Origin of the sequence: Burkholderia sp. BCC1993, assembly GCF_905339865.1 — a bacterium.
Taxonomy (GTDB): domain Bacteria; phylum Pseudomonadota; class Gammaproteobacteria; order Burkholderiales; family Burkholderiaceae; genus Burkholderia.
Map to the genome: position 1 here is coordinate 289,423 of NZ_CAJPGZ010000006.1, position 22,929 is coordinate 312,351.

Annotated in this window: 26 protein-coding genes and 1 riboswitch; of the genes, 15 read left to right on the plus strand and 11 right to left on the minus strand. The window is 67.2% G+C overall.

Features of this window, described 5'->3' with window-relative positions; translation table 11 throughout:
• Positions 1 to 7: 7 nt before the first annotated feature.
• The 6 genes from tolB to U4Y91_RS12225 form a co-directional block, all read right to left on the minus strand.
• The gene (gene tolB / locus U4Y91_RS12200; protein ID WP_321805263.1) at positions 8 to 1,306 is read right to left on the minus strand and encodes a Tol-Pal system beta propeller repeat protein TolB; all 1,299 of its coding nucleotides are present in this window, start codon (positions 1,304 to 1,306) and stop codon (positions 8 to 10) included.
• Between the two features lie 109 nt (positions 1,307 to 1,415).
• Entirely contained in the window at positions 1,416 to 2,483 is a 1,068-nt protein-coding gene (gene tolA, locus U4Y91_RS12205) for a cell envelope integrity protein TolA (RefSeq protein WP_321805264.1), read from the minus strand.
• Positions 2,480 to 2,929: a protein TolR gene (tolR, locus tag U4Y91_RS12210; RefSeq protein ID WP_124487921.1), complete on the minus strand. Its 450-nt coding sequence runs from the start codon at positions 2,927 to 2,929 to the stop codon at positions 2,480 to 2,482. Before tolR ends, tolA begins: the two co-directional genes overlap by 4 nt.
• 10 nt (positions 2,930 to 2,939) lie before the next feature.
• On the minus strand, positions 2,940 to 3,617 hold the full coding sequence (gene tolQ, locus U4Y91_RS12215; protein ID WP_010091489.1) for a protein TolQ: 678 nt from the start codon (positions 3,615 to 3,617) through the stop codon (positions 2,940 to 2,942).
• A 144-nt stretch (positions 3,618 to 3,761) separates the two neighbouring features.
• On the minus strand, positions 3,762 to 4,250 hold the full coding sequence (ybgC, locus tag U4Y91_RS12220) for a tol-pal system-associated acyl-CoA thioesterase (RefSeq protein WP_321805265.1): 489 nt from the start codon (positions 4,248 to 4,250) through the stop codon (positions 3,762 to 3,764).
• Between the two features lie 108 nt (positions 4,251 to 4,358).
• A complete protein-coding gene (locus U4Y91_RS12225) occupies positions 4,359 to 5,105 on the minus strand; it encodes an SDR family NAD(P)-dependent oxidoreductase (RefSeq protein ID WP_044844094.1) in 747 nt (248 codons plus the stop codon).
• 180 nt (positions 5,106 to 5,285) lie between these two features.
• A riboswitch (ZMP/ZTP riboswitch) is annotated at positions 5,286 to 5,386 on the plus strand.
• Between the two features lie 137 nt (positions 5,387 to 5,523).
• On the opposite strand from U4Y91_RS12225, the gene glyA reads away from it, so the two are divergent.
• The 7 genes from glyA (at position 5,524) to U4Y91_RS12260 (ending at position 10,314) form a co-directional block, all read left to right on the plus strand.
• On the plus strand, positions 5,524 to 6,771 hold the full coding sequence (glyA, locus tag U4Y91_RS12230; RefSeq protein WP_321805266.1) for a serine hydroxymethyltransferase: 1,248 nt from the start codon (positions 5,524 to 5,526) through the stop codon (positions 6,769 to 6,771).
• A 6-nt stretch (positions 6,772 to 6,777) separates the two neighbouring features.
• The gene (gene nrdR / locus U4Y91_RS12235; protein WP_006760615.1) at positions 6,778 to 7,257 is read left to right on the plus strand and encodes a transcriptional regulator NrdR; all 480 of its coding nucleotides are present in this window, start codon (positions 6,778 to 6,780) and stop codon (positions 7,255 to 7,257) included.
• 153 nt (positions 7,258 to 7,410) lie between these two features.
• A complete protein-coding gene (locus U4Y91_RS12240) occupies positions 7,411 to 7,968 on the plus strand; it encodes a GspH/FimT family pseudopilin (protein ID WP_321805267.1) in 558 nt (185 codons plus the stop codon).
• On the plus strand, positions 7,965 to 8,387 hold the full coding sequence (locus U4Y91_RS12245; RefSeq protein ID WP_321805268.1) for a hypothetical protein: 423 nt from the start codon (positions 7,965 to 7,967) through the stop codon (positions 8,385 to 8,387). Before U4Y91_RS12240 ends, U4Y91_RS12245 begins: the two co-directional genes overlap by 4 nt.
• The gene (locus U4Y91_RS12250) at positions 8,371 to 9,210 is read left to right on the plus strand and encodes a PilW family protein (RefSeq protein WP_321805269.1); all 840 of its coding nucleotides are present in this window, start codon (positions 8,371 to 8,373) and stop codon (positions 9,208 to 9,210) included. Before U4Y91_RS12245 ends, U4Y91_RS12250 begins: the two co-directional genes overlap by 17 nt.
• A gap of 106 nt (positions 9,211 to 9,316) precedes the next feature.
• Positions 9,317 to 9,865, plus strand: coding sequence for a hypothetical protein (locus tag U4Y91_RS12255; protein ID WP_321805270.1), 549 nt, complete (start codon positions 9,317 to 9,319; stop codon positions 9,863 to 9,865).
• On the plus strand, positions 9,862 to 10,314 hold the full coding sequence (locus U4Y91_RS12260) for a type IV pilin protein (protein WP_321805271.1): 453 nt from the start codon (positions 9,862 to 9,864) through the stop codon (positions 10,312 to 10,314). The genes U4Y91_RS12255 and U4Y91_RS12260 overlap by 4 nt, the downstream gene beginning before the upstream one ends.
• A gap of 118 nt (positions 10,315 to 10,432) precedes the next feature.
• On the opposite strand, the gene U4Y91_RS12265 is transcribed toward U4Y91_RS12260, so the two are convergent.
• The 3 genes from U4Y91_RS12265 to U4Y91_RS12275 form a co-directional block, all read right to left on the minus strand.
• Entirely contained in the window at positions 10,433 to 10,876 is a 444-nt protein-coding gene (locus tag U4Y91_RS12265; protein ID WP_321805272.1) for a DUF3318 domain-containing protein, read from the minus strand.
• 43 nt (positions 10,877 to 10,919) lie between these two features.
• On the minus strand, positions 10,920 to 11,309 hold the full coding sequence (locus U4Y91_RS12270) for a phage holin family protein (protein ID WP_321805273.1): 390 nt from the start codon (positions 11,307 to 11,309) through the stop codon (positions 10,920 to 10,922).
• A 124-nt stretch (positions 11,310 to 11,433) separates the two neighbouring features.
• Entirely contained in the window at positions 11,434 to 11,736 is a 303-nt protein-coding gene (locus U4Y91_RS12275) for a DUF883 family protein (RefSeq protein WP_044844101.1), read from the minus strand.
• 318 nt (positions 11,737 to 12,054) lie between these two features.
• Between U4Y91_RS12275 and U4Y91_RS12280 the strand changes: the two genes are divergently transcribed.
• Entirely contained in the window at positions 12,055 to 12,693 is a 639-nt protein-coding gene (locus tag U4Y91_RS12280; protein ID WP_321805274.1) for a peroxiredoxin, read from the plus strand.
• Between the two features lie 138 nt (positions 12,694 to 12,831).
• Here the strand turns inward: U4Y91_RS12280 and U4Y91_RS12285 are convergent, their stop codons facing one another.
• On the minus strand, positions 12,832 to 14,019 hold the full coding sequence (locus tag U4Y91_RS12285) for an acyl-CoA dehydrogenase (RefSeq protein ID WP_321805275.1): 1,188 nt from the start codon (positions 14,017 to 14,019) through the stop codon (positions 12,832 to 12,834).
• Positions 14,020 to 14,202: 183 nt separating this feature from the next.
• Here U4Y91_RS12285 and U4Y91_RS12290 point away from each other — a divergent pair, with 183 nt between their 5' ends.
• Both U4Y91_RS12290 and U4Y91_RS12295 read left to right on the plus strand, forming a co-directional pair.
• Positions 14,203 to 14,994: an IclR family transcriptional regulator gene (locus U4Y91_RS12290; RefSeq protein ID WP_044844103.1), complete on the plus strand. Its 792-nt coding sequence runs from the start codon at positions 14,203 to 14,205 to the stop codon at positions 14,992 to 14,994.
• Between the two features lie 127 nt (positions 14,995 to 15,121).
• Positions 15,122 to 15,532 carry a GFA family protein gene (locus U4Y91_RS12295; protein WP_321805276.1) on the plus strand — a complete coding sequence of 137 codons (411 nt, stop codon included), beginning with the start codon at positions 15,122 to 15,124 and terminating at the stop codon, positions 15,530 to 15,532.
• 234 nt (positions 15,533 to 15,766) lie between these two features.
• Here U4Y91_RS12295 and U4Y91_RS12300 read toward each other — a convergent pair whose 3' ends face one another.
• Positions 15,767 to 16,570 carry an EAL domain-containing protein gene (locus U4Y91_RS12300; protein WP_044844104.1) on the minus strand — a complete coding sequence of 268 codons (804 nt, stop codon included), beginning with the start codon at positions 16,568 to 16,570 and terminating at the stop codon, positions 15,767 to 15,769.
• A gap of 380 nt (positions 16,571 to 16,950) precedes the next feature.
• Here U4Y91_RS12300 and U4Y91_RS12305 point away from each other — a divergent pair, with 380 nt between their 5' ends.
• From U4Y91_RS12305 to fahA, 5 genes are read left to right on the plus strand one after another with little or no spacing between them, the layout of a single operon-like run.
• A complete protein-coding gene (locus U4Y91_RS12305) occupies positions 16,951 to 18,639 on the plus strand; it encodes an FAD-dependent oxidoreductase (protein ID WP_321805277.1) in 1,689 nt (562 codons plus the stop codon).
• 29 nt (positions 18,640 to 18,668) lie between these two features.
• Positions 18,669 to 18,899 (plus strand): DUF2783 domain-containing protein, encoded by a 231-nt coding sequence (locus U4Y91_RS12310; RefSeq protein ID WP_321805278.1) that lies wholly within the window; start codon positions 18,669 to 18,671, stop codon positions 18,897 to 18,899.
• Positions 18,896 to 20,257, plus strand: a complete 1,362-nt coding sequence (locus tag U4Y91_RS12315) for an MFS transporter (protein WP_321805279.1) — start codon at positions 18,896 to 18,898, stop codon at positions 20,255 to 20,257. Before U4Y91_RS12310 ends, U4Y91_RS12315 begins: the two co-directional genes overlap by 4 nt.
• 15 nt (positions 20,258 to 20,272) lie before the next feature.
• Complete coding sequence (gene hmgA, locus U4Y91_RS12320) at positions 20,273 to 21,607, plus strand: homogentisate 1,2-dioxygenase (RefSeq protein ID WP_321805280.1); 1,335 nt, start codon at positions 20,273 to 20,275, stop codon at positions 21,605 to 21,607.
• Positions 21,604 to 22,908: a fumarylacetoacetase gene (fahA, locus tag U4Y91_RS12325; RefSeq protein WP_321805281.1), complete on the plus strand. Its 1,305-nt coding sequence runs from the start codon at positions 21,604 to 21,606 to the stop codon at positions 22,906 to 22,908. Before hmgA ends, fahA begins: the two co-directional genes overlap by 4 nt.
• Positions 22,909 to 22,929 lie beyond the last annotated feature (21 nt).

Below are 22,929 nucleotides of genomic sequence, written 5' to 3' on the forward strand. Positions count from 1 at the left end.
CTTGTGGTCATTGCATGAAGGGCCCCCACGACGGCTCACGAACGGAGCCGCCCTGGACGGACAGGATTTGCGGCGGCGCGCTGCCGTCGGAGGGCACTGCTGCCAGCACGTTACGACCACCCGACTGGGTCGCGTAGAGAAGGTACTGGCCGTTTGCCGCGAAGCTCGGCGATTCGTCGTGATTGGTATTCGTGACGGCGTTCGCCGCGCCGGATTGCAGATCCTGAACGTACAGCTTGAACCCCCCACCCGTGCGGGAGATGTAGGCGAGCAGCTTGCCGTCCGGGCTGATGCGCGGGCTGGTGTTGTAGCTGCCGGTGAAGGTCACGCGTTGTGCCGCGCCGGCGCTTTCGCCTTGCGCGGGCATCCGGTAGATCTGCGGCGCGCCGCCGCGATCGCTCGTGAAATAGATCCAGCGGCCGTCCGGCGAGTAGAACGGCTCGGTGTCGATCGAGCTGCTCTGCGTGAGCCGGCGCAGGCCGCCGCCGTTTGCATTGACCGTATAGATTTGCGTATTGCCCGTCAGCGACAGTGCAACGGCCAGCGTGTTGCTGTCCGGCGACCACGCCGGCGCGCTGTTGTTGCCCTTCTGGTCGGAGACGATGTAGCGGCGGCCGGTCGGCAGGTCGTGGATGTAGACGATCGGCTTCTTGCGCTCGAACGACACGTACGCGACCTTCGTGCCGTTTGGCGACCAAGCCGGCGATATGATCGGCTCGGTGCTAGTCAGTGCGCTAATTGCGTTTTGGCCGTCGGAATCGGAGACCTGCAGCTTGTACTTGTTGCCGATCTTGACCACATACGACAGGCGCGTGGCGAACACGCCGCGCGTGCCGAGCAGCTTCTGGTAGATGTAGTCGGCGATCTGATGACCGGCCTTGCGCAGCGAGCCATCGTTTGCTGCCGTCAGCGACAGGCCGCCGAGGCTTTGCTGCTTCACGGTGTCGTACAGGATGAAGTTCACCTTGTACTGGCCGTTCGCTTCGCGGTTCACGCTGCCGGCGACGAACGCGTTCGCGCCCTTGGCCTTCCATGCGCCGAGGTCGACCGATGCGGTCTCGGGCACGGGCGTGCTGCCCGCGTCGATATTGGTGAATTTGCCGCTCCGGGCGAGGTCGGAGCGGACGATCGACGTGACCTGCTGCGGCAGGCCTGCCTCGTTCGCGAAGTTCGCGGTGGCGATGGGGAACTGGGTCGAACCGACGCCGGTGATCAGCACGTTGACCTGCGCGTTAGCGGCGCCGCCGGCCGCAATCAGACACGAGGCCACGAGTGCCCTGAAACCTAGTTTCGTCATCAAACTCATGCTTCTTGCTTCCCATGTGACTTGGATCGCTGCGCAACCGCAGAGACAGTAAAAATACCCGATTCGTTCCCGTCCGGCAGCGACGCACGGAGTGTAAGCGCATTTGCGATCACTCCGCCGCCTTGAAGGTAATCGTAATGTCGGACGGGGTACGACCGTTAGAATCGGGCGGCAATGGGACCGACGACTGGATCGCATTGACCACGGCCTGATCCCACCCCGAATTTCCGCTCGAACGGCGGATCGAAACACTCAGCACGTCGCCCGACGACGTGCAGCGGATCGCGACGACGGTCGTCAGACCCGCGCGCTCGCCACCCCAGACGATGTTCGGCTTCACGCGGCGACGCACCTTGTCGGGATAGCCGGGCGATGCGGCATTGCCGCCGGAGCCCGTGCCGGTGCCGCTTTTCGCGAGGCCCTCGCCGCCGCCTTCGCCGGCGCCGGACATGCCCTGCATCTGCGCGAGGCGCGCGTTGCGCTCACGGTCGAGCTTCGCCTTCGCTGCGGCGTCGGCCTTCGCGCGCGCCGTCGCTTCAGCCTTCGCCTTGGCCTGGGCTTCCGCCTTCGCCTTCGATGCCGCGTCGGCCTTGGCCTTCGCTGCCTGCTGCGCTTCCAGCTGCGCCTGCTTCTGTTGCTGCAGTTTCTGCTGCTGGAGTTTCTGTTGTTCGAGCTTCTGCTGCTCCACGAGCTGTTGTTGCTTGAGCTTGTCCGCCTGCTTCTGCCGTTCGCGCTCGGCGGCCTTCTGCGCTGCGAGCGCGGCAGCCTGCTGGGCCGCGAGCTGCTCGCGCCGGGTTTCCTCTTGCTGGGCCTTCAGCTGCTGCGCGCGGCGCTGCTGCTCGAGCAGCGCTTCGCGCGCGGCCGCTTCCTGCTGCCGCTTCTTCTGCTGCAGCGCGATGTCCGCCTGCTCGTCCCGGACCGGGGGAGGGGGCGGTGCGAGCTTCGCGGGCGGCGCGGGCGTGACGACGGGCCGCGGCGCGGGCACGTCGGGCACCTCGGTCCACAGCTCGGCTTCGGCGCCGGCCGGCGTGCTGTTCTGCCACTGCACGCCGTGATAGAGGAACAGCGCGAGCAGCACGTGCATCAGCGCGGCGAGCGCGAACGCGCGCCAGGTGCCGCGCTCGCGCGGGGGCTGAGACGGGTAGGCGTTGCCGCGCGTGGATTGCTGCCGGTTCATTGCGATTTGACGAGGAGGCCGACGCGCTTGACGCCGCGCGCCTTCAGGTCCGACATCACGGTCATGACCGCATCGTACTGCACGGTCTTGTCGGCCGCGATCACGACGGGCTGGTCGGGATGGTCAGCCTGCCGGGCCGAGATGAAGCTGTCGAGCTCGGCCTTGGTCATCGTGTCTTCCTGCGTCGCGCCGGCGTCGCTCTTGTACTTGACGCTCATCGTGCGGTCGGCCTTGATGTTGACGACGACGGGGGGCGTCTGTTCCTGCGGTGCTGCGTTGCCGACAGTCGGCAAATTGATGATCGACGGGGCGACGAGCGGTGCCGTGACCATGAAGATCACGAGCAGCACCAGCATCACGTCGATGTACGGCACGACGTTGATGTCGGCCATCGCGCGGCGCGAGCGGCCGCCGCGCATGCTGGATCGAATGGGACTTCCTGCCATGGCGTGCTCCTTACTGGGCCTGGCGCTGCAGGATGTTCGAGAACTCTTCGATGAAGGTCTCGAAGCGGATCGCGAGGCGGTCGATGTCGTGCGCGTAGCGGTTGTACGCGACCACCGCCGGAATCGCGGCGAACAGGCCGATCGCGGTGGCGACGAGCGCCTCGGCGATGCCCGGTGCGACGTTCGCGAGCGTCGCCTGCTGCACGTTCGCAAGGCCGCGGAACGAGTTCATGATCCCCCAGACGGTGCCGAACAGGCCGATGTACGGGCTGACCGAGCCGACCGACGCGAGGAACGCGAGGTTCGCTTCGAGGACGTCCATTTCGCGCTGGAACGACGCGCGCATCGCGCGACGCGCCCCGTCGAGCACGAGGCCCGGGTCGCTGATGCGTTTTTCCTTCGCCTTCAGGAATTCACGCATCCCCGATTCGAAGATCCGCTCGAGCGCGCCGATCGTGTGACGGTTGTTGGCCGCGCTTTGATACAGCGCCTGCAGGTCGCCGCCCGACCAGAAATCCCTTTCGAAGCGTTCGGTCTGCGCGCGTGCGCGGCGGATCGCGAACCACTTGCGGAAGATGAAGGTCCACGACATCAGCGACAGCAGCAACAGCAGCCCCATCACGGCCTGGGCCAGCACGCTCGCGTTGAGGACGAGGGAAATGATCGACAGGTCTTGAGAAGTGTTCATAGAGGTTTGAGTAACGTCCCTTCGGGGGTGTCCGGCGAGGGCGCGCGGTATGCGTGTGGCGCGGCGCGCCGGCCTGGCCTGGCGCCGAACCTTGCTTAGTATCGATTCAGGAAGGCAAGTTCATGGGCCTTGTCTAAACGGTGCTCATCCGAGCTTCGTTGACAATACAGCAGTCTGCCCGGCGTCGATGACGGGCCCGCGTTGCAGCGCGTCGAGCGCGACCGGCGGGATCGCCGCGGGCCGGATGCCGATCTGTTCGACGCAGCCGAGGCGGATGTGCCCGGCGACGAGCAGCGTGTCGCCGCGCCACGCTTCCTGCGTGAATTCCACCGAGGCGCGGCCGATGCGTCCGGGCTGGCTCGTGATCGTCAGCGTGTCGTCGAGTCGCGCCGGCGCGCGGTAGTCGAGCGACGTGCTGCGGACGATGAAGATCGCGCCCGTGTCGTCGGCGAGCCGACGCTGGTCGATGCCGCACGCGCGCAGCCATTCGGTGCGAGCGCGCTCGAAGAATTTCAGGTAGTTGGCATAGAAGACGATGCCGCCTGCGTCGGTGTCCTCGTAGTACACGCGTACCGGCCAGGTGAAGCCGGAGTGCGCGTCCGGGGAGCGGGTAGGCTGAGTCATGGCGCGCATTTTACCGGAAGGCCGAGGCCTGATTCGTAACCGATTCGTAACGGAATGTAGTACGTCGTAGCATGCCGCAGGCCGGCCGGAGGCGGGCCCGCGGCTGCGCCCGCCGTGTCAGCCGCGATGGATCGTGAGGCCGGCCGGGGCCTGGGCGACCGGCATCATCTCGATCGTGTTGATGTTGACGTGCGCGGGGCGCGTCGCGATCCAGTAGATCGTGTCGGCGATGTCCTCGGCCGTGAGCGGCTGGACGTTCTGGTAGACGTTCGCCGCCTTCGCATCGTCGCCGCGGAAGCGGACGTTCGAGAATTCCGTGCCGCCGCAGAGGCCCGGCTCGATGTCGGTTACGCGCAACGGCGTGCCGATCAGGTCGGCGCGCAGGTTCAGGCTGAATTGTCGGACGAAAGCCTTGGTTGCGCCGTATACGTTCCCGCCCGGATACGGATAGGTTCCGGCCACCGAACCGAGGTTGAAGATATGGCCGCGGCCGCGCTCGATCATGCCGGGCAGCAACGCGTGCGTGACGGTCACGAGGCCCGAGCAGTTCGTGTCGATCATGGTTTGCCACTCGTCGAGGCTGGCCTTGTGGGCCGGCTCGACACCGAGCGCGAGACCGGCGTTGTTGACGAGCACGTCGAGCGCCGCGAATTCGGCGGGAAGGGCGGCCGGCACGGCTTCTACTGCGGCGCGGTCGCGCACGTCGAGCTCGAGCGGCAGCAGTGCCTCGCCGAGTTCGGCCGCGAGCGCATCGAGACGATCCTTGCGGCGCGCGGTTGCGACGACGCGATGGCCGCCGTTGACGAAGGCTCGGGCGATGGCGGCGCCGAAGCCGGCGGACGCGCCTGTGACGAACACGATCATTGCTGCTCCTGGTCGGTAACAAAGTAGCGGATAGTATCCCGCAAGCCTACTGAGATTGCCGCACCGCGGCAAGGCGCCAAAGCGCGTCGGCACGGGTGCGTAGAGTCTGGCCCTTATTGTTTCGGGGCCGCTGCCGCGCGGTTGCCTATTCATGACGCATCCAATACACTAACGCGCTCATCACCCCTGCGTGACTGGCGATAGAACCCTTCGGGTTCAAGGTGGAGCATCCCACCGTGAAGCGCGGGGCGCCGTTTTTGCCGTTCGCCTGGGCAGCCGTTGTGCGCCGTTGCGTGCATCGCCGGTGGCTGTCCCGTCTCGCGTCATACGGATTCTTCCGCCACGTCGAGCTGGTCCCGCCAGCAACGCAATGTACTCGGCCGCCCCGGTCAACCTGTACACACTTAACGGAAACCGTATGTTTGACAGAGCCCAAAGCACCATCGCGAACGTCGATCCCGAACTCTTTGCAGCGATCGAGCAGGAAAACCGCCGCCAGGAAGATCACATCGAGCTGATCGCGTCGGAAAACTACACGAGCCCGGCCGTGATGGCCGCACAGGGCTCGCAGCTCACGAACAAGTACGCGGAAGGTTATCCGGGCAAGCGCTACTACGGCGGCTGTGAGTACGTCGACGTGGTCGAGCAGCTGGCGATCGACCGTGTGAAGCAGCTGTTCGGCGCGGAAGCCGCGAACGTGCAGCCGAACTCGGGTTCGCAGGCGAACCAGGGCGTGTTCTTCGCGATGCTCAAGCCGGGCGACACGATCATGGGCATGAGCCTCGCGCATGGTGGCCACCTGACGCACGGCTCGCCGGTGAACATGTCGGGTAAGTGGTTCAACGTCGTCAGCTACGGCCTGAACGAACAGGAAGACATCGACTACGACGCGGCCGAGAAGCTGGCTAACGAGCACAAGCCGAAGCTGATCGTCGCGGGTGCATCGGCATTCGCGCTGAAGATCGACTTCGAGCGTCTCGCGAAGATCGCGAAGTCGGTCGGCGCGTACCTGATGGTCGACATGGCCCACTACGCGGGCCTGATCGCAGCGGGCGTGTACCCGAACCCGGTGCCGCACGCGGACTTCGTGACGACGACGACGCACAAGAGCCTGCGCGGCCCGCGCGGCGGCGTGATCCTGATGAAGTCGGAATACGAGAAGCCGATCAACTCGGCAATCTTCCCGGGCATCCAGGGCGGCCCGCTGATGCACGTGATCGCGGCGAAGGCCGTGGCGTTCAAGGAAGCGCTGTCGCCGGAGTTCAAGGAATATCAGCAGAAGGTGGTCGAGAACGCACGCGTGCTGGCTGAAACGCTGGTCAAGCGCGGCCTGCGGATCGTGTCGGGGCGCACCGAAAGCCACGTGATGCTGGTGGACCTGCGCGCGAAGAACATCACGGGCAAGGCAGCGGAAGCGGCACTCGGTGCGGCGCACATCACGGTGAACAAGAACGCGATCCCGAACGATCCGGAAAAGCCGTTCGTGACGAGCGGCATCCGCCTGGGTTCGCCGGCGATGACGACGCGCGGCTTCGGCACGGCGGAAGCCGAGCAGGTCGGCAACCTGATCGCCGACGTGCTCGAGAACCCGGAAGATGCAGCGACGATCGAGCGCGTGCGCGCGCAAGTGGCCGAGCTGACCAAGCGTTTCCCGGTCTATCGCTGATCCGGCATGCGCTGCCCGTTCTGCCGGCATGAGGACACGCAGGTCGTCGACTCGCGCGTGTCCGAAGATGGCGCCGCGATTCGTCGGCGCCGTCGTTGCTCGGCTTGCGACAAGCGCTTCACGACGTACGAGCGGGTCGAGCTGAACCTGCCGGCCGTTGTGAAGAAGGACGGCAGCCGCACGGAATTCGACCGTCGCAAGATCGTCGCCAGCATGCAACTCGCGCTGCGCAAGCGGCCGGTTGCGGCTGACGCGATCGACGCGGCGGTCGCCCGCATCGAATATCAGCTGCTCGCAACCGGCGAGCGTGAAGTGCGTAGCGAGAAGCTCGGCGAACTCGTGATGAACGAGCTGCGCGGCCTCGATACGATCGCCTATGTCCGTTTCGCGTCGGTTTACCGCCGGTTCGAGGACGTTTCCGAATTTGCCGACGTGATCGAAGAGTTCCGTCGCGCGTCCCCCTCCAAGCCTCCGCGTAAGCGCTGACGCGCTGCGTCCGTTCATCGTCTTCTCCGTTGGTTCAGTTCGCGCCGATTGTGTCGGCTGCGATCGCATGTCGCCAGTCGGCCGTTCGGCTAATGGCGCGCGTTCGCTCGCGTCGCTACAGTCGACGCATCACGTTGACGGAGGGCGATCGCGATGGGACTGCACCGGCAGGGTGTTGAAAAACGCATGCGATGCGGCGGCTTCACGCTCGTCGAGTTGATGGTCGCGATCGCGCTGGCAGCCGCGATCGGACTTTACGCCGCACCCGCATTCGATCAGTGGCGCATGCGCGAACGCGTGGAGGCCCGCTCGCTCGCGCTGCTCGGTGCGCTGTCGTTCGCGCGCACCGAGGCGACACGTCTCGGCGTGCGCGTCACGCTGTGCAGGGCCGGGCGCGATGGCGACTGCGTGCGGCCCGGCGAGCGGTGCGATCCGGCGGAATGGTCGTGCGGCTGGATCGTCAGCGGGCAGGTCGACGGGCAGTCGCGCGTGCTGCGGCGCTATCCGCGCGATGCCGACGTTGCTATCGCGGGCGCGGCGCACGATCTGGCATTTGCGCCGTCGGCAGGCCAGGTGATCGGCGGGATCAGGCGTTTCGAATTGCGGCCGCAGCGTGCGCTGTCCGGCGACGACGCACGCGTGTCGCGCTGCATCCGGATCGCGGCGGGCGGTCGGGCACGCGTCGTCGCCGGTCGTTGCGACGCGGCATGAAGCGCGCGCGCAAGTCGATGCGTGGCACGTCGCTGCTCGAAGCGGTGCTGGCCATCGCGCTGCTCGCAATCGTGATGCTGGCCGTGGCCGGCAGTCAGCTCGCGATGACGCGCGCGCAGCGGGCGACGATCTGGCGTGAACGCGCGCTGTGGCTGGCCGACGCTCGCATCGAGCGCCGGCACGCGGCGACGGGCGCCGACGACGGCATCGCGGCGCTCGCGGCTGCATCGCTGCCCGGCGGTACGATGACGCTCGACGATGGGCCGGCCGGTGTCCGCTACGTGATGGTCGGCTGGCGCGACACCAACGCCTACGCGGCGACTTCCACGCGATGTGAAGGTGCGGGGGCTACGGTCAAGCCGGCGTCGTGCGTGCGAATACCGTTTCGGGAGGCCCATGCCGATGCGGACGAACGCTGATCGCCACAGCCGCGCGCATACGCTGCTCGAAGTGCTGATCGCGATGACCGTCGGCCTGCTCGTGCTTGCCGCGGCCGGTGCGCTGTATCACGCCCAGCGCGTCGCGCAGCGGCGCGCGGAAGACGGGTTCCGGATGCGCGATGCGGCCGCGACCGCGCTGATGCTGATCGGCCAGCAGATCCAGATGGCCGGGTTTCGTCCGCTCGATGTCGAAGGGGCGTCGTCGCTGCCGCCGGTGTTCGGTTGTTCCGCGGGGCGCGTGCGAGGCGATGGCGCGCAGGTGCGCTGCGAAGCCGTGCGCGCAGCGTCGGATGCGGTGCTGGTCCGGTATGTCGGCGATGCCGTGTCGACGTGGCCGACGGTCGGTGCACAGGTGTCGGATTGTCTCGGGCAGGGTGTCGGCGCTCCCGGTGAGCGGCCGCTCGTGGAAAACCGTTTCGACGCGCATGTCAGCCCGTCGACGGGCGAGCCCGAGTTGTACTGCGAGGGAAGCGGGCGCCCGGGTACGCCGCAACCCGTCGTGTCCGGCATCGATCAGCTGCGGGTCCGCTACCTGCGTCGCGAAGGCACGCGGTTCGTCGACGCGGAGGCGATGGGTGCCGGCGACTGGCGCGATGTCGTCGCCGTGCATGTATGCGTGCGGGCGCGTGGCGAACCGATTGACGGGCCCGCGCGTCATGTCGATTGCGACGGTCGCACGGCGGTTTCGCGAGATGATCGCGCGCATCTGGTGCTGCATCGAATCGTTGCGTTGCGCAATGCCGCGGTCGCATTCGCGGATCCCGTACGCGACGCGGCGCAGGACCACGAGGTAGTGCGATGATCCATGCAACCGGATTCGTCGGCGAGCTTGCGATGCGAATCGCGGCCGGCCGCGCAAGGGGGCGCGCCGTCGCGTTCTTCGACTCGCAGCACGCGGTGAGGGCCTCATGCTGAGCGGAAGAACAACGCGCACCCGCTTGCCATCCGCCAGCCGCGGCTGGCGTCGCGACGCGGGCCTTGCACTGCCTGCCGTGATCGCGGTCGGCGCGGCGGTCGCTGCGCTGACCGGTACATGGTTCGAATCCGCGCTGACGGAATCGCGCCGCACGCGTGCATTGTCGGACCGGTTGTTTGCATTTCACGCGGCCGACGCAGCACTGGCAGCCTGTACCGCGCGATTGCTCCGCGGCGGGGCGCCGTACATGGACGAACCCCTGTCACCCGGCGAGCCGGATGCATGGCGGCGTACGCCCGCGCTGGGCGTCGCCGACGCATTTGCGCCGTTCGCCTCCTGGCCGATGGCGGCCCAGCCGCCGCGTTGCCTGATCGAAGCCTGGCGAGGCGTCGGTCCGCAAGGGAGTCGCGCTTACCTCGTCACCGCGCGTGGTGTCGGCGGCCATGCGTCGAGCGTGGTCTGGCTGCAGAGCCAGGTCGCGCTGCGCGACGGACGCGTCGTTGCGCAGCGCTGGCGTCGCGTCGCGGCGGTGCATCGATGAAAGCGCCTGCATCGCTGCGCCGGTCGGCGGCGTTCACGTTGCTCGAACTGATGATCGTGCTTGCGATCGTCGCCGTGCTGGCCGCGTGGGGCATCCCGTCGTATCGCGAACATGTCGCGCGCATGCATCGCGCATCCGCGGTTGCCGCGCTGTATCGCGCCGCTCAATATCTCGAAACGCTCGACGGCCCGGCGCCGCAGACGTTGCCGGATGCATACGCACAGGCACCGCCGGACGGGCAGGCGATTTACCGCGTGGGGCTGAAGCGATCGGTCGGCGACGATGCGCAGGTCGTCTACGAACTCGTTGCGAACCCGCTCGAGGCAGGCCCGATGCGCGCCGATGCATGCGGCGCATTCACGCTGCGTTCGGACGGCACGAAAGGCAATACGGGATCGAGCGACGCAGCGACCGAGACACTGGAGCGCACATGCTGGGGCGTGCGCTGATCGCCCGATTACCCGATTACCCGATTACCCGATTACCCGATTACCCGATTACCCGATTACCCGATCACGCACGGAAAACGCGCACCGCCGGATGGCCGTGCACGCCCGTCGTTGCGTATCAGTCGCCGTTCGCGGCCATTGCGCGTTCATCGCGCGACTGTTTCCAGATCCGGTAGAACTCCCACGCGGCGAAGCCGACGGTGCCCCACTTCAGCGCGGGGCCCGCGCTCGCGCGCAGCAGCGATCGAATGGGTTTCGCCAGCACGAGCGACGCGAGCGAACTCAGCATCGGATACTGGTTGACGAGCTGGCCGAGGTTCGCGTTCAGGTTCTTGGCGGACTGGCTGAACTTGCCGCTCGCCAGGCCGGGGATGAACACCTTGAGCCAGCTGAAGCGCGTGACGGCGTGGCGCATTTCGGCGGCGGCTTCGGCAAGCTCGAGCCGCTCGACCTCGGATCGCAGGATCAGCAATTCCTTGCGGAGCGCGCGATGCTGCGACGCGCTCCACTTCGATCGCGACGAATGGGGGCGGGGCGAGTGGCCCGTGACGTTCTGGCTCATGGCGCGTCGGCGAAGTAGGTGAGAGGGGTGAACGCGACTGCGTTCACGGCTTGCCGCGGAAAGCCTCGCGGTCTTTTTCGAGCTCGGCGAGCGTTGCTTCGAACACGGTCGGCGCCTCGCGCAGGCCCGTGCGCGCCTTCAGCGCACATGCGATACCGGCGATCGCGTACAGCGCGGTGATGACCGCGAGCGATTGCCACCGGTAGGTGTCCCAGAACGCGATCGTGATGAGCACGGTCAGGCTGATGAGTGCCATCGTCGCGAGCATCATGGCCGCGAGCCCGAGGAACAGCACGCCCATCAGGCGTTCCTTCTCCTCGGCGAGTTCGATGCCGACCAGTTCGAGGCGCGTCTGCAGGAGGCCGATCGCGGAGCCGACGAAGCGGCGCAATGGTCCCTGGCCGGACGGCTGCGAGTGGGTGTCTGTCGTCATGAATGAGGCGCTTGCGCGCGCAGTGAGCGTCTAGGTCAAAGCCGGCCGGCGGCGAACCGCCGGCCGGCTTCGGCGCCCATGTGCCGCACCGGGCGGCGCATGGGGCGGAACGGCGCTGAGCGCGTTACTTGCGGTTGATCAGCAGGCCGATCAACACGCCGACGCCGGCGGCGACGCCGATCGACGTCCACGGATGCTCGTGCACGTAGTCGTCGGTCGCGCGCGCGGCCTTCTTGCCTTTCTCGACCACCACGACCTGGACGTCGGTTGCCTTTTCCTTGGCCTGCTTCAGGCGCGACAAGGCTTTTTCGCGCAGTTCGGCCGCACGGTCGCCCGTGCTGCTCGCCGCTTGCTTGAGCAGATCCTCGGCGTCCGCGAGAACGGTTTTGATATCCGACATCAGTTTCTCCTTGTTGATTTCCGACATTGCAACTCCCTTCATGCTGTCATGCTGCAGGTTCACATCCTAGCGAAACGCCTGCCCGCTGGCGAGCCGGACAAATACACGGCGGCAGTGCAAGACTGCATGGTAAACGACTCGTAATCATCGACAGAGCTGCAGACGATACGAAAAGTTTCCCTGGGCGCCATCCGTGCCGCGCCGCCACCCGGCAAAAATGACAAAAAAGTATGAATATCAAACGTAATAATCGTTCGCATGTCTCATTGCTTCCCGTAAGCTGATGGACTGTCCCGCGCCATCCCGCGCGCGGTTTCAACCAGCATCGTTCGAGGAGGGAACATCATGAGTCTGCGTCTTGGCGACATCGCACCGGATTTCGAGCAGGAATCGAGCCTGGGCCCCGTCAAGTTTCACGAGTGGCTGGGCGACAGCTGGGGTGTTCTGTTCTCGCACCCGGCCGACTACACGCCCGTGTGCACGACTGAACTCGGGTTGACCTCGAAGCTGAAGGGCGAATTCGAGAAACGCAACGTGAAGGTGATCGCGCTGTCGGTCGACGGCGTCGAATCGCACAAGGGCTGGATCAACGACATCAACGAAACGCAGTCGACCGTGGTCGGTTTCCCGATCATCGCCGACGCGGACCGCAAGGTTTCGCAGCTGTACGACATGATCCACCCGAACGCGAACGAAACGCTGACGGTGCGCTCGCTGTTCGTGATCGACCCGAACAAGAAGGTGCGGCTCACCATCACCTATCCGGCCAGCACCGGCCGTAACTTCGACGAAGTGTTGCGCGTGATCGACTCGCTGCAGCTGACCGACAACTACAAGGTCGCGACGCCCGGCAACTGGAAGGACGGCGACGACGTCGTGATCGTGCCGTCGCTGCAGGATCCGGAAGAGCTGAAGAAGCGCTTCCCGAAGGGCTTCAACGCCGTGCGCCCGTACCTGCGCCTCACGCCGCAGCCGAACAAGTAAAGAGCGGCTGCCGCATCGGCGGCGCGTGACGAACGCGCGTCGATGAAAACGGCCCGCCCGGCAGCGATGCCGGGCGGGCCGTGTCGTTTCAGCGGCAGCGATGCGACGCGAAGGGCGCCGCGCCGTGCCTGCGAATGATCAGAAGAATGCCTGGATGCCCGTCTGGGCGCGGCCGAGGATCAGCGCATGGATGTCGTGCGTGCCTTCGTACGTATTCACCACTTCGAGGTTCACGAGGTGGCGCGCGACGCCGAATTCGTCCGAGATGCCGTTGCCGCCGAGCATGTCGCGCGCGAGCCGCGCGATGTCGAGTGCCTTGCCGCACGAGTTGCGCTTCATGATCGACGTGATCTCGACGGCCGCCGTGCCTTCGTCCTTCATGCGGCCGAGACGCAGCACGCCTTGCAGGCCGAGCGTGATTTCAGTCTGCATGTCGGCGAGCTTCTTCTGGATCAGCTGGTTCGCGGCGAGCGGACGGCCGAACTGCTTGCGGTCGAGCACGTACTGGCGCGCGGTGTGCCAGCAGGACTCGGCTGCGCCGAGCGCGCCCCAGGCGATCCCGTAGCGCGCCGAGTTCAGGCACGTGAACGGACCGCGCAGGCCGCTCACGTCGGGCATCAGGTTCTCTTCGGGCACGAACACCTCGTCGAGGACGATCTCGCCGGTGATCGACGCACGCAGCCCGACCTTGCCGTGGATCGCCGGCGCCGACAGGCCCTTCCAGCCCTTCTCGAGGATGAAGCCGCGGATCGCGTCCTTGCCGTTTTCATCCAGTTTCGCCCACACGACGAACACGTCGGCGATCGGCGAGTTGGTGATCCACATCTTCGCGCCGGACAGCGAATAGCCGCCGGGCACCTTCTTCGCGCGCGTGACCATGCTGCCCGGGTCGGAGCCGTGGTTCGGCTCGGTCAGCCCGAAGCAGCCGATCCATTCGCCGCTCGCGAGCTTCGGCAGGTATTTCTGCTTCTGCGTGTCCGAGCCGAATTCGTGGATCGGCACCATCACGAGCGACGACTGCACGGACATCATCGAGCGGTAGCCGGAGTCGACGCGCTCGACTTCGCGCGCGATCAGCCCGTAGCTCACGTAATTGAGGCCGGGGCCGCCGTATTCTTCCGGAATCGTCGGGCCGAGCAGGCCGATCTCGCCCATCTCGCGGAAGATCTCGGCGTCGGTGCGCTCATGGCGAAACGCTTCGGTGACGCGCGGCGCGAGCTTGTCCCGCGCGTACGCGTGTGCGGCATCGCGCACCATCCGCTCTTCTTCGGTCAGTTGCTGGTCGAGCAGCAGCGGATCGTCCCAATGAAAAGTTGCAGCAGCCATCGTTTCATCTCCTGTCGGCTTCGCGGTCGGCCCGAGTCGGTGCTTCAGCGCTTGCTCCGGCCCCATGCTTTGCGGTCGTCCCGGGTTGGCGCTTCGCTGCCTGGCCCGATGTCTAAAGTTCGCTTGACTGAAGTTCCGCTGTGCGGAACAATGTTTTGCAAAACGAACCCAGTGTAGCATCAGATGACACTTTCAACCATCGACGAAACCACGATCGACGAACGCAAGTTCGTCGTTGCGCTCGCGCGCGGGCTCGACCTGCTGCGCGCATTCCGGCCCGGCGAGACGATGCTCGGCAATCGCGACTTCGCGGAGCGCACCGGGCTGCCGAAGGCGACGGTGAACCGGCTCGCCTACACGCTGACCGTGCTCGGCTACCTGCGCTACGACGAGACGCTCGGAAAGTATGCGCTCGACGCCGGTGTGCTGTCGCTCGGCTACGCGCTGCTGTCCGGCTCGGGGACGCTCGATCTCGCGCGGCCGCACATGCAGGCGCTCGCGCGCGAGATCGGCGCGGCCGTGTCGCTCGGCTGCCGGGACGGGCTCGACATGATCTATCTGGAGACGATCCGCAGCGAAACGGCGCTGACGCTCGGGCTGGCGCCCGGCTCGCGGCTGTCGATGCTGACGAGCTCGATGGGGCGCGCGTACCTGGCCGTGCAGCCGGAGGACGTGCGCCGCGCGCTCTATGCGGATCTGCACCGGGCGGCGGGCGGCGCGGCCGACGCGGATGCGCTCGTCGCGGCCGCACAGGACGCGGTGGCCGAATTCTCCGCGGGCGGATGCTGTTATTCGTTCCGCGCGTGGCACATGGACGTGAACGCGGCGGCCGTGCCGTTTCGCGAGCCGCGCGAGGGGCGCTGGCTGATCCTGAGCTGCAGCGGGCCTGCGTCGTCGATGGACGAGGACGTGTTCCGCACGCAGGTCGGGCCGAAGCTGAAGGCGCTCGCGCAGCGGCTCGGGCAGACGGTCTGAAACGGGCACCGCGCGCGGCGCGTCGCCGGGGTGCCCGGGCACGCGAACGGGCGCTGCCGCCGGTTGCACCGCGCGCGAACCGCGCTCATCATCGTCCACCTGCTTCCCGACGCTGACGAGGTTCGCGATGTCACACCCGGAAACCCTGGAAGGCGGTTGCGCATGCGGGGCAATCCGCTACCGGATCGCCGGCATTCCGACCGACGCAGGCTTTTGCCATTGCCGGCTCTGCCAGCGCACGACGGGCGCGGCGGTCGTCGCGTCGGCCTCGGTGCCGATCGACGCATTCGAGTATGTGCAGGGTGAGCCGACGGTCTATGCGTCGAGCGCGTGGGGCGAGCGGCGCTTTTGCGGCCGCTGCGGCGCGCAGCTCGAGTACCGGCTGGCGGATGCGCCGACGACCGTGGAAATCAACTACGCAACGCTCGACGAGCCGGCGCGGCTGCGTCCCGCATGGCACGTCTGGTACGGGGATCGTTTCCCGGGTATCGAGATCGACGACGATCTGCCGAAATACGCCGACGGCGGAAGAGCATAGGCGGCGGCATCGAGGCCGACGCGGCAGCACGACCACGCGAGCGTGCTCAACGCAGCTCCGATCTTTGCGCGTGATGAATCAGGCACCGGCTACCGTCCGGCATCGCATCACGAACGATCCGGCGTGCCGACATCCCGATCCCCGCCGCAACCCGCTCGCTGAATCGAATCCACGATCCTGCGCGGCGCTCCCCGCGCGCCGGCTGCTCCCGCGCGCCGGCAGCCACACCGTCGATCAGGCCGTGACGACCTTCGCGAACACCGGCCCCTGCATGAACCGCACGTCGTGCTGGCGCAGCAGCTCGCACTGTGTCTCGTCAACGACGCCGTCGAAAATCAGCGGAATCCGCACGCGCTGCGCATACGCGACCAGCGCCTTCACCATCCCGTCGCGCAGCGCGATGCCCGCATCCATCTTGATGTAGTCGGGCCGCGCCATCTCCGATTCGACCGCGAGGATCCGGCCCGGGTCGGGCAGTTTGTCGGCAACCTTGAAGCCGTGATGCTGGTAACTGCGCGTCAGGTAGCCGAGGAAGGTCTTGTGCGCGACCGCGACGGCCGGCAACTCGATCACGATCCGCTCGGTCGGCAGCCCGAAGCGCTGCAGCACCGACGAGAAATGCTTGCCGTGGTCGTACTTCACGCTCTTGAGCAGCCGTTCGTGCACGCGCAGGAACAGCAGCCCGTGACGTTGCGCGCCGAAGAAGTTGATCGCGTGCAGCGCGCGCGACAGCCGGTCGATCGCGACGAGCGTCTGGTCGTCGACGGCCGAATCGACCGGGTCGTGCGGCGTGCCCGTGACCAGCGTGACGGCCTGGAAGCCGAGTTCGTCGCCGTAGCGCTCGATCGCGTCGGCGAACGACGTCGACTGCGGGGCGCCGGGCATCGTCACGTCGTAGATCGGTTCATAGGCGCTCGCGAGCGTGCGCTCCGGCAGATTGGCGCACGCGGTGCCGCCCTCGGCGAGCGCAAGGTGTTCCCGCAGATACGGCAGTTGCCCGGCACGGACGACCAGCTCGGGAATGTTGGGCGGAATCATCGGCGTGGGAAGGAAAAAATGGCGGCCGAAAGGGCCGCCTCACCTCTCGATATTAGCAGCGCGAGCCCGGCTCGGCTTGGCGTTTCGCTCATATGGTTATCCCGTTCTGGAACCGGCGGCTAGGGTTTACGTTGATTTCACTATTCGTAATTGGTTTTACTATTCGTAAATCCAAGAATGTGTCGCCGATCAAGAAAAGCGGCGTTCGGGCGCCCGGAGCGGTGCCGTTTCCCGAATCGGATCAACAGGAAGCAAGGAGCGAGACGTGGCGGTTGACAGAAAGTGGACGGAACAGGGCGGGCCGCGGCGGCGGCGGACAACGGGCATGAGCGGAACGACGCTGCGCGCGCCGGCATGCGCACGGCAGGGCTGAGGAGCGGATGGCGACCATGAGCATCGATTACCAGACGCTGAAGTTCGACTACCGGCCGCGCGCGACGCGCGCCGCCGGCGATGACGCGGCCCTCCACCCGGTGATCGTCGTCGGCGCGGGCCCGGTGGGCCTGGCGGCCGCGATCGACCTGGCGCAGCAGGGTGTGCCGGTCGTGCTGCTCGACGACGACGACACGCTGTCGACGGGCTCGCGCGCGATCTGCTTCGCGAAGCGCACGCTCGAGATCTTCGACCGGCTCGGCTGCGGCGAGCGCTTCGTCGACAAGGGCGTGAGCTGGCATGTGGGCAAGGTATTCCTGCAGGACGAACAGCTGTATGCGTTCGACCTGCTGCCGGAGGAAGGTCACGCGCGTCCCGCGTTCATCAACCTGCAGCAGTACTACGTCGAAGGCTATCTGGCCGAGCGCGCGTTCGCGCTGCCCAACCTCGACATTCGCTGGAAGCACAAGGTGACGGGTGTTGCGCAGTCGGCGGAACACGCCACGCTCACCGTCGAGACGCCGGAAGGGATCGAGACGCTGCGCGCGCAATACGTGATCGCGGCCGACGGCTCGCGCAGCCCGATGCGCGCGGCGATGGGCCTCGAGAGCCGCGGCCGCACGTTCAAGGACCGCTTCCTGATCGCCGACGTGAAGATGAAGGCGGAATTCCCGACCGAACGCTGGTTCTGGTTCGATCCGCCGTTCCACCGCAACCAGTCGGTGCTGCTGCACCGCCAGCCCGACAACGTGTGGCGCATCGACTTCCAGCTCGGCTGGGACGCCGATCCGGTCGCCGAGAAGCAGCCGGAACGCGTGATCCCGCGCGTGCGCGCGCTGCTCGGGCCGGACGTCGAGTTCGAGCTCGAATGGGTGAGCGTCTATACGTTCCGCTGCCAGCGGATGGACACGTTCCGTCATGGCCGCGTGCTGTTCGCGGGCGATTCCGCGCACGGCGTGTCGCCGTTCGGTGCGCGCGGCGCGAACAGCGGCGTGCAGGACGCGGACAACCTCGCGTGGAAGCTGAAGCTCGTGCTCGACGGCCGCGCACACGACCGCCTGCTCGACACCTATGCGAGCGAGCGCGAGTTCGCGGCCGACGAGAACATCCGCAATTCGACGCGCTCGACCGACTTCATCACGCCGAAGAGCGCGGTGTCGCGCGTGTTCCGCGACGCGACGCTGAAGCTCGCGCGCGACTGCGAATTCGCGCGCAAGCTCGTGAACAGCGGCCGCCTGTCGGTGCCTGCCGTGCTGACCGATTCGCCGCTGAACACGCCGGACCGCAACGGCGACGCGTTCGCGTGCGAGATGCGGCCGGGCGCGGCGGCGGCCGATGCGCCGGTGCGCGTGCAGGGTGCGTCCGGCTGGCTGCTGCGGCATCTGGGCGACGGCTTCGCGGGCGTGCTGTTCGGGCTGCCCGGCGACGCCGCCGCGCTCGCGCAGGCGCTCGACGGCCTCGCGCTGCCGGTGCGGCCGGTGCTGGTCGTGCCGGCCGGGCATGCGCAACCGGTGGCCGGCGTCGACGTTGTGGAGGACGTCGACGGTTTCGTCGCGCAACGCTACGACGCGAAGCCCGGCACGTTCTACCTGCTGCGTCCCGACCAGCACGTCTGCGCACGGATGCGCACGCTCGAGCGCCAGGCGATCGCCGACGCACTGGCGCGCGCGACCTGCGCACGCGCAACCGCGCATTGACTACGACAACGATACCGGAGACACCCGTCATGCCCCGACTCGACACCCGCCCGCGCCTGGCCGATCCGGACGCGTTCTACGAAGCGCTGATCGACATGCATCGCGACCTGTCGGACGCCGACAGCCAGCTCGTCAACGCGAAGCTGATCCTGCTGCTCGCGAACCAGATCGGCGACGCCGACGTGCTGCGCGAAGCGATGGCGCTCGCGCGCCAGGGCGTGACGCCGCCCGTGCATCCGGCCGCCGAGGCGGTGCAATGAGCGCGGCGCCGGCCGACGCGCGCGTGCTCGAAGTCGAGCGCGTGATCGACGAGACGCATCGCCCGGGCTTTCACTGGATGCTGCTCGTGTTGTGCGGGCTGTGTCTCGTGATCGACGGCTTCGATGCGCAGGCGATGGGGTATGTCGCGCCGAGCGTGATCGCCGAATGGGGCGTGCCGAAGCAGGCGCTCGGTCCCGTGTTCAGCGCGAGCCTGTTCGGGATGCTGCTCGGCGCGCTCGGGCTGTCAGTGCTGGCCGACCGGATCGGGCGGCGCCCGGTGCTGATCGGCTCGACGCTGTTCTTCGCGGTGACGATGCTCGCGACGCCGTTCGCGGGTTCGATCCCGGTGCTGATGGCGCTGCGCTTCGTCACGGGCCTCGGCCTCGGCTGCATCATGCCGAACGCGATGGCGCTGGTCGGCGAATTCAGCCCGGCCGCCCATCGCGTGAAGCGGATGATGATCGTGTCGTGCGGCTTCACGCTCGGCGCCGCGCTCGGCGGCTTCATCAGCGCCGCGCTGATTCCGGCGCTCGGCTGGCGCTCGGTGTTCTTCGTCGGCGGCGCGGTGCCGCTGGTGCTGACGCTCGCGATGTTCGCGCGGCTGCCCGAGTCGCTGCAGTTCCTGGTGCTGAAAGGGCGCGACGCGCAGGCACGCGCCTGGCTCGCGCGCTTCGCGCCGCAGGCCGGCATCGATGCGAACACGCGCGTCGTCGTGCGCGAGCGCGCGGCGAGCGGCGCGCCGGTCGCCGAGCTGTTCCGCCATGGCCGCCTGCCGGTCACGCTGCTGCTGTGGGCGATCAGCTTCATGAACCTGATCGACCTGTACTTCCTGTCGAACTGGCTGCCGACCGTGATGCGCGACGCGGGCTATTCGCCGGGCACGGCGGTGATCGTCGGCACGGTGCTGCAGACGGGCGGCGTGATCGGCACGCTGTCGCTCGGCTGGTTCATCGAACGCTACGGCTTCATGCGCGTGCTGTTCGCGTGCTTCGCATGCGCGGCCGTGTCGGTGGGGCTGATCGGCTCGGTCGCGCATGCGCTGCCGTGGCTGCTGCTCGTCGTGTTCGCGGGCGGGTTCTGCGTGGTCGGCGGGCAACCGGCCGTGAACGCGCTCGCGGGCCAGTATTACCCCACGTCGCTGCGCTCGACCGGCATCGGCTGGAGCCTCGGCATCGGCCGGATCGGCTCGGTGCTCGGGCCGCTCGTCGGCGGACAACTGATTGCGCTCAACTGGACCAACGGCGCGCTGTTCCATGCGGCCGCGGTGCCCGTGCTGTGCTCGGCGCTGTTCGTGCTGGGTCTGGCCGGCGTCACGCGGCGCAACGGTGCGCAAGCGCCGAACGTCGCCACGAATTGATGGAGAAAGGAAACGATGACGCTTGACCTGTCGAAACCGGCGACCGCCGGCTACCTGAGCGGTTTCGCGAACGAATTCGCGACCGAGGCGCTGTCGGGCGCGCTGCCGCACGGCCGCAACTCGCCGCAGCGCGCGCCGTACGGGCTGTATGCGGAGCAGCTGTCGGGCACCGCGTTTACCGCACCGCGCAGCCACAACCGCCGCTCGTGGCTGTACCGGATCCGGCCGGCGGCCGTGCACCGGCCGTTCGAGCCGTTCACGGGCCCGCAGCGGCTCGTGTCGGAATTCGGCGACTCGGCCGACGTGCCGCCGACGCCGCCGAACCAGCTGCGCTGGGATCCGCTGCCGATGCCGGTCGAGCCGACCGATTTCGTCGAAGGGCTCGTGACGATGGCCGGCAACGGCTCGGCGGCCGCGATGAACGGCTGTGCGATCCACCTGTACGCGGCGAACCGCTCGATGCAGGACCGCTTCTTCTACAGCGCCGACGGCGAGCTGCTGATCGTCCCGCAGCAGGGGCGGCTCTTCATCGCGACCGAATTCGGCCGGCTCGACGTCGAGCCGTTCGAGATCGCGGTGATTCCGCGCGGCGTGCGTTTTTCCGTCGCGCTGCCGGACGGCGATGCGCGCGGCTACATCTGCGAGAACTTCGGCGCGCTGCTGCGCCTGCCGGACCTCGGCCCCATCGGTTCGAACGGGCTCGCGAACCCGCGCGATTTCCTCACGCCGCAGGCCGCATACGAGGATCGCGAAGGCGCGTTCGAGCTGGTCGCGAAGCTGAACGGGCGCCTGTGGCGCGCGGACATCGGCCATTCGCCGTTCGACGTCGTCGCGTGGCACGGCAACTACGCGCCGTACAAATACGACCTGCGACTGTTCAACACGATCGGCTCGATCAGCTTCGACCATCCCGATCCGTCGATCTTTCTCGTGCTGCAGTCGCCCAGCGACACGCCGGGCGTCGACACGATCGACTTCGTGATCTTCCCGCCGCGCTGGCTCGCGGCCGAGGATACGTTCCGTCCGCCCTGGTTCCACCGCAACGTCGCGAGCGAGTTCATGGGGCTCGTGCACGGCGCGTACGACGCGAAGGCCGAAGGCTTCGTGCCGGGCGGCGCGAGCCTGCACAACTGCATGTCGGGCCACGGGCCGGATGCGGACACGTTCGAGAAGGCGTCGGCGAGCGACACGACGAAGCCGCACAAGGTCGACGCGACGATGGCGTTCATGTTCGAAACCCGCACGCTGATCCGGCCGACGCGCTATGCGCTCGATACCGCACAGCTGCAGGCCGACTACTTCGAATGCTGGCAAGGCATCAGGAAACACTTCAATCCGGAGCAACGATGAGCGATACCCAAGACTGGCGCGCGACGCTCGACCCGGCTCGCAAGAGCTGGGTCGAGACGGCGAACGATCCCGCCTGCGATTTCCCGATCCAGAACCTGCCGTTCGGGATCTTCAGCGATGCGAAGCAACCGGCGCGCCGCGCGGGCGTCGCGCTCGGCGACCAGATCGTCGACCTCGCCGCGCTCGCGCGTGCGGGCCTCGTGACGCTGCCGGCCGGCGCCGACGTGTTCGCCGCGCCGACGCTCAATGCGTTCATCGCGCTCGGCCGCGACGCATGGCGCAGCGTGCGTGTGCAGCTGTCGACGCTGTTTTCGCGCGACGACGCGCGACTGCGCGATGACGCCGCGTTGCGCGCGCAAGCGCTCGTTGCGCAGCGCGACGCGACGCTGCACCTGCCGGTCGACATTCCCGGCTACACCGATTTCTATTCGTCGAAAGAGCATGCGACCAACGTCGGCTCGATGTTCCGCGATCCGAAGAATGCGCTGCTGCCGAACTGGTCGGAGATGCCGATCGGCTACAACGGCCGCGCGTCGTCGGTGGTCGTGAGCGGCACGCCGGTGCGGCGCCCGAACGGGCAGCTGAAGCTGCCCGACCAGGAGCGTCCGGTGTTCGGCGCGTGCCGCAAGCTCGACATCGAACTGGAGACGGGCTTCATCGTCGGCCGCGGCAATGCGCTCGGCGAGCCGGTCGCGTGCGAGGATGCCGAAGCGCACATCTTCGGGATGGTGCTGCTGAACGACTGGAGCGCGCGCGACATCCAGCAGTGGGAATACGTGCCGCTCGGCCCGTTCAACGCGAAGACCTTCGCGACGACGATCTCGCCGTGGATCGTCACGCTCGACGCGCTCGAACCGTTTCGCGTCGCGCAGCCCGAACAGTCGCCGCAGCCGCTCGCGTATCTGCGGCACGCGGGCAAGCATGCATTCGACATCGCGCTCGAAGTGACGCTGCGCGCGGAAGGCGCCGCCGAAGCGACGTCGATCTGCCGCACCAACTTCAGGCACATGTACTGGACGATGGCGCAGCAGCTCGCGCATCACACGGTCGCGGGCTGCAATACGCGCGTGGGCGACCTGATGGGTTCGGGCACGATCAGCGGGCCGACGAAGGATTCGTTCGGCAGCCTGCTGGAACTGACGTGGAACGGCAAGGAGCCGCTCGCGCTGAACGGCGGCGGCAGCCGCGCGTTCATCGAGGACGGCGACGAGCTCACGCTCGCCGGGTGGTGCCAGGGCGATGGTTATCGCGTCGGCTTCGGCACGTGTGCCGGCAAGATCCTTCCCGCGCGGGGCGCGTGACGGATCGCGGCCAGCGCCAGC